Source organism: Vagococcus teuberi, from assembly GCF_001870205.1.
Lineage (GTDB): Bacteria > Bacillota > Bacilli > Lactobacillales > Vagococcaceae > Vagococcus > Vagococcus teuberi.
Genome location: NZ_CP017267.1, coordinates 2,127,526 through 2,135,000 on the forward strand (window position 1 = coordinate 2,127,526; position 7,475 = coordinate 2,135,000).

The 7,475-nt window shown below is 37.8% G+C and carries 6 protein-coding genes and 10 tRNA genes (1 of these 16 running past the window's edge); 2 read left to right on the top strand and 14 right to left on the bottom strand.

Going from position 1 to position 7,475, the window contains the following annotated elements; all coding sequences use genetic code 11:
• Positions 1–119: 119 nt before the first annotated feature.
• The 3 genes from fusA to rpsL form a co-directional block, all read right to left on the bottom strand.
• A complete protein-coding gene (gene fusA, locus BHY08_RS10250; protein ID WP_071457769.1) occupies positions 120–2,207 on the bottom strand; it encodes an elongation factor G in 2,088 nt (695 codons plus the stop codon).
• A 71-nt stretch (positions 2,208–2,278) separates the two neighbouring features.
• Positions 2,279–2,749, bottom strand: coding sequence for a 30S ribosomal protein S7 (gene rpsG, locus BHY08_RS10255; protein ID WP_071457770.1), 471 nt, complete (start codon positions 2,747–2,749; stop codon positions 2,279–2,281).
• A 42-nt stretch (positions 2,750–2,791) separates the two neighbouring features.
• Positions 2,792–3,205, bottom strand: coding sequence for a 30S ribosomal protein S12 (gene rpsL, locus BHY08_RS10260; protein ID WP_071457771.1), 414 nt, complete (start codon positions 3,203–3,205; stop codon positions 2,792–2,794).
• Positions 3,206–3,486: 281 nt separating this feature from the next.
• Here rpsL and rpiA point away from each other — a divergent pair, with 281 nt between their 5' ends.
• Entirely contained in the window at positions 3,487–4,167 is a 681-nt protein-coding gene (rpiA, locus tag BHY08_RS10265) for a ribose-5-phosphate isomerase RpiA (RefSeq protein WP_071457772.1), read from the top strand.
• Between the two features lie 24 nt (positions 4,168–4,191).
• On the top strand, positions 4,192–4,878 hold the full coding sequence (gpmA, locus tag BHY08_RS10270; protein ID WP_071457894.1) for a 2,3-diphosphoglycerate-dependent phosphoglycerate mutase: 687 nt from the start codon (positions 4,192–4,194) through the stop codon (positions 4,876–4,878).
• A gap of 18 nt (positions 4,879–4,896) precedes the next feature.
• Here the strand turns inward: gpmA and brnQ are convergent, their stop codons facing one another.
• The 11 genes from brnQ to BHY08_RS10330 form a co-directional block, all read right to left on the bottom strand.
• Positions 4,897–6,246 carry a branched-chain amino acid transport system II carrier protein gene (gene brnQ, locus BHY08_RS10275; protein ID WP_071457773.1) on the bottom strand — a complete coding sequence of 450 codons (1,350 nt, stop codon included), beginning with the start codon at positions 6,244–6,246 and terminating at the stop codon, positions 4,897–4,899.
• A gap of 73 nt (positions 6,247–6,319) precedes the next feature.
• Positions 6,320–6,391: transfer RNA gene (locus tag BHY08_RS10280), tRNA-Glu, on the bottom strand.
• A gap of 25 nt (positions 6,392–6,416) precedes the next feature.
• Positions 6,417–6,504 (bottom strand) — tRNA-Ser (locus BHY08_RS10285).
• Between the two features lie 12 nt (positions 6,505–6,516).
• A tRNA-Ile gene (locus tag BHY08_RS10290) sits at positions 6,517–6,590 on the bottom strand.
• A 12-nt stretch (positions 6,591–6,602) separates the two neighbouring features.
• Positions 6,603–6,673, bottom strand: a tRNA-Gly gene (locus BHY08_RS10295).
• A gap of 8 nt (positions 6,674–6,681) precedes the next feature.
• Positions 6,682–6,754 (bottom strand) — tRNA-Phe (locus BHY08_RS10300).
• 8 nt (positions 6,755–6,762) lie between these two features.
• Positions 6,763–6,835, bottom strand: a tRNA-Asp gene (locus BHY08_RS10305).
• Positions 6,836–6,838: 3 nt separating this feature from the next.
• Positions 6,839–6,912, bottom strand: a tRNA-Met gene (locus BHY08_RS10310).
• A gap of 224 nt (positions 6,913–7,136) precedes the next feature.
• Positions 7,137–7,216: transfer RNA gene (locus tag BHY08_RS10315), tRNA-Thr, on the bottom strand.
• A gap of 42 nt (positions 7,217–7,258) precedes the next feature.
• A tRNA-OTHER gene (locus BHY08_RS10320) sits at positions 7,259–7,339 on the bottom strand.
• Positions 7,340–7,437: 98 nt separating this feature from the next.
• Positions 7,438–7,475, bottom strand: a tRNA-Asp gene (locus BHY08_RS10330); it runs 36 nt beyond the window's last position.

The following is a 7,475-nucleotide window of genomic DNA, read 5'->3' on the forward strand; positions in this document are numbered from 1 at the left end:
AAAATTAAAAAGTTATTTATTTTATATTATAATGATGAAGGAAAAAAATCAATTAATGAATCTCTTCCTTCACACATCATCATTCTACATGAAATTCAGAAAAAAGCCTAGTCAAAAAATTAATCTTGAGAACCGCCATTTTTCTTGATAATTTCTTCTTGAATTGATTTAGGTACGTCTTCATAGTGGTCAAATACCATCATAAATGTACCACGTCCTTGAGTAGAAGAACGTAATGTTGTTGCGTATCCAAACATTTCAGCAAGTGGAACCATTGCGTTAACAATTTGTGAGTTACCATGTGCTTCCATACCTTCAACACGTCCACGACGACTTGTAACGTGTCCCATGATATCACCTAAGTTATCTTCTGGAACAGTAATTGTTACTTTCATCATTGGTTCAAGGATTACTGGTTGTGCTTTCTTAGCTGCTGCACGTAAAGCCATAGACGCCGCAACACGGAATGCTGTCTCGTTCGAGTCAACATCATGGTAAGAACCATCATATAATTTTGCTTTAATGTCAACTAATGGGTATCCAGCAAGAACACCATTAGCCATAGAATCTTCTAATCCTTTTTCAACAGCTGGGATGTATTCACGAGGAACTACACCACCGACGATAGCATTTTCAAACTCGAAGCCTTTTCCTTCTTCGTTTGGTGTGAACTCAACCCATACGTGACCGTATTGACCTTTACCACCAGACTGACGAACAAATTTACCTTCTGCTTGAGTTATAGGTGCTCTAAATGTTTCACGATAAGAAACTTGAGGAGCTCCTACGTTTGCTTCTACTTTGAATTCACGTTTCATACGGTCTACTAGAACGTCTAAGTGCAACTCACCCATACCTGAGATAACAGTTTCACCCGTTTCAACGTTTGTTTCAACACGGAATGACGGATCTTCTTCAGCAAGTTTTTGTAAAGCAATACCCATTTTATCTTGGTCAGCTTTAGATTTAGGTTCTACCGCTACTTGAATAACTGGTTCTGGGAACTCAATTGATTCAAGAACAACTGGCGCATCTAATGCACACAATGTATCTCCTGTTGTTGTATCTTTCAATCCAACAGCAGCTGCGATATCTCCAGCGTAAACTGTACTGATTTCTTCACGTGAGTTGGCATGCATTTGTAGAATACGTCCAATACGTTCTTTTTTGTCTTTAGACGCATTTAAAACGTATGAACCACTATCTAATGTTCCAGAGTAAACACGGAAGAATGTTAAACGACCTACGAATGGGTCAGTCATAACTTTAAATGCTAATGAAGCAAACGGTGCGTCATCACTTGATGGACGTTCTGTTTCTTCATCAGTTTTAGTATCAATACCTTTAATTGCTTCAACATCAGTTGGAGCTGGTAAATAGTCTAAAACAGCATCTAACATTAATTGGACACCTTTATTTTTGAAGGCTGAACCAGCTAATACAGGGAAGAATTCAACATTGATTGTCGCACGACGAATTCCTTGTTTTAATTCTTCTTCAGTGATTTCTTCACCTTCTAAATATTTTTCCATTAAGTCTTCATCAGTTTCAGCTACAGCTTCAACTAATTTTTCACGCCATTCATTAGCCATATCTACATATTCTTCAGGGATATCAGTTTCTTGGATATCTGTTCCTAAGTCATTTGTATAGATTTCAGCTTTCATTTTGATTAAGTCGATAATTCCAGTGAAGTTATCTTCTGAACCAATTGGTAATTGAATTGGGTGAGCGTTTGCTTGTAAACGGTCATGGATTGTTTTAACTGAGTATAAGAAATCTGCACCAGTTTTATCCATTTTATTACAAAATACAATACGAGGTACTTTGTATTCAGTTGCTTGTCTCCAAACAGTTTCTGTTTGAGGCTCAACACCTGATTGCGAGTCAAGTACGGTAACAGCACCATCTAATACACGTAATGAACGTTGAACTTCAATAGTGAAATCCACGTGTCCAGGAGTATCAATGATGTTTACACGGTAACCTTTCCATTGAGCTGTTGTAGCAGCTGATGTAATTGTGATACCACGTTCTTGCTCTTGTTCCATCCAGTCCATTTGTGAAGCTCCCTCATGGGTTTCACCTAATTTATGGATTTTACCAGTATAATAAAGGATACGCTCTGTTGTTGTTGTTTTACCAGCATCAACATGGGCCATGATTCCGATATTACGAGTTTTTTCTAGCGAAAACTCTCTTGCCATTCTTTTCTAACTCCTCTCAAACTTGATTGATTTAAATACAACAGTATTTTCTTCGTTTTAAACAGAGGATTTTACCAACGATAATGAGCGAATGCTCTGTTGGCTTCAGCCATTTTATGCACGTCTTCACGTTTTTTAACTGAAGAACCAGTGTTGTTAGCTGCATCCATGATTTCTTTTGCTAAACGTTGTTCCATTGTGTGCTCTCCACGTAAACGTGAATAGTTAACAATCCAACGTAAACCTAAAGTTGAGCGACGCTCTGGACGTACTTCAACTGGAACTTGATAGTTAGAACCACCAACACGGCGAGCTTTAACTTCAAGAACGGGCATAACATTTTCCATAGCTTGTTCGAAAACTTCTAATGGATCATTCCCTGTAGATTCTTTAATAATATCAAAAGCATCATAAATGATACTAGAAGCAACACCACGCTTACCGTCAACCATTACGCGGTTGATTAAACGAGTCACTAATTTTGAGTTATAAATCGGATCTGGTAATACATCACGTTTTGCGACAGGACCTTTTCTTGGCATGTGTAACTCCTCCTTCCAAAAATTTTATTTAATCAGTTTAATTTATTTTTTAGGTTTTTTAGTACCATATTTAGAACGACTTTGTTTACGATCAGTAACACCAGCAGTATCTAAAGCACCACGTACGATATGATAACGAACCCCTGGTAAGTCTTTTACACGACCTCCACGAATTAAAACCACACTATGTTCTTGCAAGTTATGTCCAATACCTGGAATGTAAGCTGTCACTTCGATTAAGTTTGACAAACGAACACGGGCATATTTACGTAACGCAGAGTTAGGTTTTTTCGGTGTCATCGTACCCACACGTGTACAAACACCACGTTTTTGTGGAGAGTTCACGTTAGTTTGAGATTTTTTGAAACTATTATAGCTTTTACCTAATGCAGGTGAGCCAGATTTCGTTGTTTTTGATTTACGAGATTTACGTACCAATTGATTAATTGTAGGCATGATAATTTCCTCCTTCCTTATAAAGCTTTCCTAGAGCCACACATCCAGGTGGTTCTTTTTTAAAATTAAAAAAATTAATGCAAGAAATCCTGCACTTTAAACAGGCTTTAATACAGTCCATACATTTAAAAAGACTTGTTCTCAAGCACCTTCGTAATAGTAACACACTCTGTTAATAAACGTCAATAGTTTAATTTATAAAAATAATTTTTTTAGTATATCTTTTTTTTAAGATAATGCTTACAATAAATCTATAGAATATTAGGAGGAATCTTTTTATCATGAACTTAAAAAAATTAGTTGGAATTGAATCTGCAAATTACATTAAAGACGGAATGATAGTCGGTCTTGGAACTGGGTCAACTGCCTACTATATGGTAGAAGAATTAGGACGACGTGTAAAAGAAGAAGGATTATCAATCACTGGTGTTACTACTTCAAAAGCAACCGAAGTACAAGCTCTAGCTTTGGATATACCATTAAAAAGTATTGACGAGGTAGACTATGTTGACTTAACAATAGATGGTGCAGATGAAATTTCTGAAGATTATCAAGGAACTAAAGGTGGTGGTGCTGCCCTCTTATTTGAAAAAATTGTCGGAACTTATTCAAAAGAAATCATTTGGATTGTTGATGAGTCAAAAATGGTAAAACACCTTGGAGCCTTTCCTCTTCCTATTGAAGTGATCCCTTACGGTAGTGCTCAGTTATTTAAACTATTTAACGAAAATAAACTCAATCCGACTTTACGTCTAACTGACGATGGTAATCCTTTGCTAACAGACAGTAAAAATTATATTATAGACTTACACCTAGAAAAAATTGAGAACCCTATTGAATTAGCTGCTTGGCTAGATACTCAAGTTGGTGTGGTTGAGCACGGTCTATTCTTAAACATGGTAAACCGAGTCATTATCGGAACACAACATGAAGGGGTTAAAACAGTCGACATTTCTAGATGATCATTTATGAAGGGCGATGAAAAAATGAAAACATTAGTTTTTATTAGACACGGACAAAGTCTTTGGAACTCATTAAACCTATTTACTGGATGGGTGGATGTTGATTTAAGTGAACAAGGTATTGAAGAAGCAAAAAATGCAGGAAAAAAAATCAAAGACGCTGGAATTCTATTTGATGTAGCATATACCTCTTATCTAAAACGTGCCATCAAAACGTGTCACTATGTTTTAGAAGAATCTGATCAACTCTCAACACCCGAATTAAAATCTTGGCGCTTAAATGAACGACACTATGGAGCATTACAAGGCTTAAACAAAGCAGAAACTGCTAAGAAATATGGCGCAGACCAAGTGCAACTATGGAGACGTTCATATGATACTCTGCCTCCATTACTTGATCCTAACAGCCCCGAATCATCAACACATGATCCAAAATATCGTTATCTTGATAAACGAGCTATCCCTGAAGGAGAAAATTTAAAAGTGACGCTCGAGCGTGCCCTTCCTTTTTGGAATGATCACATTGCACCAAGCTTATTAAAAGATGAAGTCGTATTAGTGGCTGCACACGGAAATTCATTACGTGCATTGGCAAAACACATTGAAAACATTTCTGATGATGATATTATGTCTCTTGAAATCCCTACAGGACAACCGTTAGTCTATGAATTAAATGATGACTTGAGCGTATCAAAAAAATATTATCTATAATACAAAAAACCATCAAGCTTAAACGCTCGATGGTTTTCTTTTTATATTTACTATTAGAGAAACTACTATTCCTATAAAAGCAAATATAATCCAGCTTAATCCACTTGTAAAAAATGGAATATATTGTTCTGAAGTACTTAATACACTACTAATAAAAGAATTTTGTTTTAATTCATTAGGTAGTACACGTACTGCATCTAATATAGAAGCAATAACTGTAAAACCCATCGTGATTTTGTAACAACTTGGCATTTTATCTGTCCAATTACTAAAAATAGATAAAAGGATTAGTACCATAGCTAATGGATATATAAACATTAAAACAGGAATCGACGCTGTGATAATCGCATTCAACCCAATATTAGAAACCATTAACGCAACTGCTAAACAGCCTAATACAAATGATAAATAATGCTTCTCTGAAAAAATCTCTGAATAAGCTTTACCAAATGAGGTCGCTAATCCAATCGCTGTTTTTAAACAAGCAATAATAACAATTAAACCTAGTAAAACACTTCCCGGAACTCCCAGGTAATAGTCAGCTAGTTGAGACAGTGTCACCCCACCGTTTAAATTTAAAGAAAGTGTTCCAAGACTCATTGCTCCCATTAATGATAATAATGTATAAATGATTCCCATTAAAACAATTCCAAAAACTCCAGCTTTCATTGTTTCAACAGCAATTCTTGATTTCTTATCAATACCAAAACCTTTAACACTCTCAATGATAATTGCACCAAAAGCAAGACCGGCTAGTGCATCAAGCGTATTGTAACCACCTAAAAACCCTTCAACAAATGGTCTCGATTCATAAATAGGTTGTACTGGTGCTTCTTTAATGCTCCCCATCGGATAAATAAAACTAATCACAACCAAACCACCCAATAAAACTAAAAATAATGGCGTTAAATATTTACCGATATAATCTAAAATATTACTCGGTTTAAACGAAAAAATTAAAACTAATAAAAAAAATACCGCACTAAAAATAAATAAATATAATGTACTCTTATTTTCTGGAATAAATGGAGCGATAGACATTTCATAAGAAGTTGTTGCTAATCTTGGCATTGCAAAGATTGGTCCTATTATTAAATACAGAACAATGGTAAAAAAATAAGCAAAAGAAGTTGATACTCGACTAGCTAGTTCAAAAATTTTATTCGTTCCAGTTGATCCAAAAGAAATAATTGCTAAAAATGGAATCCCTATTGCTGAAATTAAAAAACCATTATTGGCTAATAATACATTTTTACCCGCTTCTTGTCCCATTTGAATTGGAAAAATTAAATTCCCTGCTCCAAAAAACAAGCCAAATACCATAATTCCAATATACAACTTTTCTTTGTGTGATAATCTTTCTTTCATACCTTTTATTAACCTCCAAACATCAATTTTTTATAAAAAAAAACTTGAAATTGTATATACAATTTCAAGTTTATGACCCGTACGGGACTCGAACCCGTGTTACCGCCGTGAAAGGGCGGTGTCTTAACCGCTTGACCAACGGGCCAATATAGTATTATAAAAAATAATAATGGAGAAGGAGGGATTTGAACCCTCGCGCCAGTTACCCGACCTATACCCTTAGCAGGGGCACCTCTTCAGCCACTTGAGTACTTCTCCAAATTATAACAATGGGCCTAAATGGACTCGAACCATCGACCTCACGCTTATCAGGCGTGCGCTCTAACCAGCTGAGCTATAGGCCCTATTTATTTTAAAGCGGGTGACGAGAATCGAACTCGCGACAACAGCTTGGAAGGCTGTAGTTTTACCACTAAACTACACCCGCTAATAAAATGGCGCAAGACAGAATCGAACTGCCGACACACGGAGCTTCAATCCGTTGCTCTACCAACTGAGCTACTGCGCCATTAAAGACGGTCCCGACGGGAATCGAACCCGCGATCTCCTGCGTGACAGGCAGGCATGTTAACCCCTACACCACGGAACCTAATTGCGGAGACAGGATTTGAACCTGTGACCTTCGGGTTATGAGCCCGACGAGCTACCTAGCTGCTCCACTCCGCGATATTAATAAGGAGGATAAGGGATTCGAACCCTTGCGTGCTTTTACACACCTGACGGTTTTCAAGACCGTTCCCTTCAGCCGGACTTGGGTAATCTAGTGTGAGTTGGTTGCCGAGCCACCCGACCGACTACGCGGCGCGGGTGGGTCGGACACCGCGCGGCGTTGTGCACACCGCTGGCACAGAGGCCTTCAAGCCGACTTGGGTAATCCTCCATAATACTTATGACCCGTACGGGACTCGAACCCGTGTTTACCCCGCCGTCGACACGGGCGGTGTCTTAACCGCTTGACGCAAAGCGGGCCATAATCTTTAAAAGTATCGTATAAAAATTTGAGACTAGTAGATGGGCCCTAAATGGACCGTCGAACCATCGACCTCACGCTTATCAGCGCGTGCGCTGTCTAACCAGCTGAGGGCTATAGCCCGCTATTTTTTTTAAAGCGGGGTGACGAGAATCGAACCGGCGACAACAGCTTGGAAGGCTGTAGTTTTTACCACTAAACTACACCCGCTAATAAAACAACGGTCCCGACGGGAATCGAACCCAGCGATCTCCTGCGT

What these genes read in the sequence shown, in the direction of transcription:
- fusA (WP_071457769.1), bottom strand. Translation starts at nt 2,207, where the DNA reads ATGGCAAGAGAGTTTTCGCTAGAAAAAACTCGTAATATCGGAATCATG.
- rpsG (WP_071457770.1), bottom strand. Translation starts at nt 2,749, where the DNA reads ATGCCAAGAAAAGGTCCTGTCGCAAAACGTGATGTATTACCAGATCCG.
- rpsL (WP_071457771.1), bottom strand. Translation starts at nt 3,205, where the DNA reads ATGCCTACAATTAATCAATTGGTACGTAAATCTCGTAAATCAAAAACA.
- rpiA (WP_071457772.1), top strand. Translation starts at nt 3,487, where the DNA reads ATGAACTTAAAAAAATTAGTTGGAATTGAATCTGCAAATTACATTAAA.
- gpmA (WP_071457894.1), top strand. Translation starts at nt 4,192, where the DNA reads ATGAAAACATTAGTTTTTATTAGACACGGACAAAGTCTTTGGAACTCA.
- brnQ (WP_071457773.1), bottom strand. Translation starts at nt 6,246, where the DNA reads ATGAAAGAAAGATTATCACACAAAGAAAAGTTGTATATTGGAATTATG.